Source organism: Polaromonas sp. P1_G4 (assembly GCF_056405475.1).
Genome location: NZ_JBFUCA010000715.1, coordinates 1 through 1,697 on the forward strand (window position 1 = coordinate 1; position 1,697 = coordinate 1,697).

Sequence of the window (1,697 nt, forward strand, 5' to 3'; positions counted from 1 at the left end):
CCGAAGACCTAAACACCATAGACCTGTTGGAGGGATTCGTCTAATTGCCGGAATCAATGCATGCCATTAATTAAAACTATCAAATTAATATTATTAATAAATTTAACAAATTAAAGAAGGGCAACCATAGCCAGCGACGTACGGCAGACAAATTCATCGTATCAATTACGTTATGGTAAATTTATTACGGATAGGTAAACAATACTGTCCGAGTTGCCCACCGCACCGGGCCTCCAGGAAAAGCGCGTGCCGGCGCCTCGCATTTGCTACTCTTTTGATAGCTGCTTGCGCTTGACCGGTATGGCTAAAACGCCTAAAACACGTAAGAACCGCAGGACCAATCCATGCCGGAGACAAGCACAAAAGGCAGCGCCGCTGCGGCCACACTGCCGGCCGCGTTCACCAACGGCTATGAATTTGCCCAAGGCACGGGCTACACCCTGCCCGAATACCCGTTCGTGGAACCGCCCGAGCTGCAAACAGGCGAGGTCAAACGGCACGGCGTCGTCATCGTTGGCGGCGGCATCACCGGCCTGACGCTGGCCTGTGCGCTGGCGCAGTACGGCATCAAGGCCTTGCTGCTGGACGAAGACAACACCGTGGGCGTGAAGGGCGCGTCGTCGCGCGGCATTTGTTATGCCCAGAAAACCCTGGAAATCTTCAAGCGCCTAGGCATTTACGAGCGCATCGCCGCCAAAGGGGTGCAGTGGAGCGTGGGCCGCACCTTTGCGGGCGCCGACGAGGTGTATTCGTTTGACCTGCGCCAGCAGCAAACGCATTCACTGAGCCGGCAACCGCCCTTTATCAATATCCAGCAGTTTTATGTCGAGGGCTTCCTGGTGGAGCAGCTCTACCGACCCGCGCCTGAGGACCGCCTCATTGATCTCCGCTGGAGCCACCGCGTCACGGCCTTTGAGCAAAACGACGACTTCGCGACGCTGCAGCTTGAAACGCCTGCGGGCAGCTACACCCTGCAGGCCGAACATGTGATCGATTGCACGGGCTCGCGCAGCCCGTTTCGCGCCTGGTGCGGTGCGACGGTCACCGCGCAAAAGGGCGACGACCGCTGGTGCATTGCCGACGTACGCTTTAAAAACCCGCCGCCGGTGGAGCGCCACACCTGGATCGAAGCACCTTTTAACGAAGGCCGCGCCGTGTGGCAACACCTGATGGCCGACGGTGTCTGGCGCATCGACTACCAGATGCCGCCGCACGCCAACCCCGAAGAAGTCAGCCGTGAGGACGTGGTGCGCGCCCGCCTGAAGGCGCAGTTCAAAAGCCAGGCGGGACAGGTGCTGGACGATGGTGACTATGAAATCGTCTGGGTCGGCCCCTATGCCTACCGCAGCGAATGCCTCGACAACCTGCGCCATGGCCGCGTGTTCTTTGCCGGTGACGCGGCCCATGTGATGAGCCCCTTCGGCGCACGCGGCGGCAATTCGGGTGTTCAGGACGCCGACAACCTGGCGTGGAAGCTGGCCGCTGTGCTGCAAGGCCGCGCCGCGCCCGCATTGCTCGACAGCTATCACCACGAAAGGCATGAGGCGGCGAAGCACAACGTGCTGATCACCAACCGCACCGCGCGCTTTCTGCGGCCGGCCGACGGCGCGGAGCGGCTGTTTCGCACGGCGGCATTGGATCTGGCGCGTGAGCACCCGTTTGCCCGGCAGCTGGTGAACACCGGGCGCATGTCGACG

Annotated in this window: 1 protein-coding gene; it reads left to right on the top strand. The window is 60.3% G+C overall.

Going from position 1 to position 1,697, the window contains the following annotated elements:
* Nucleotides 1-344 precede the first annotated feature (344 nt).
* Nucleotides 345-1,697: FAD-dependent oxidoreductase (locus AC1D1X_RS22555; protein ID WP_477699250.1), on the top strand; the 1,353-nt coding region annotated here is incomplete at its 3' end.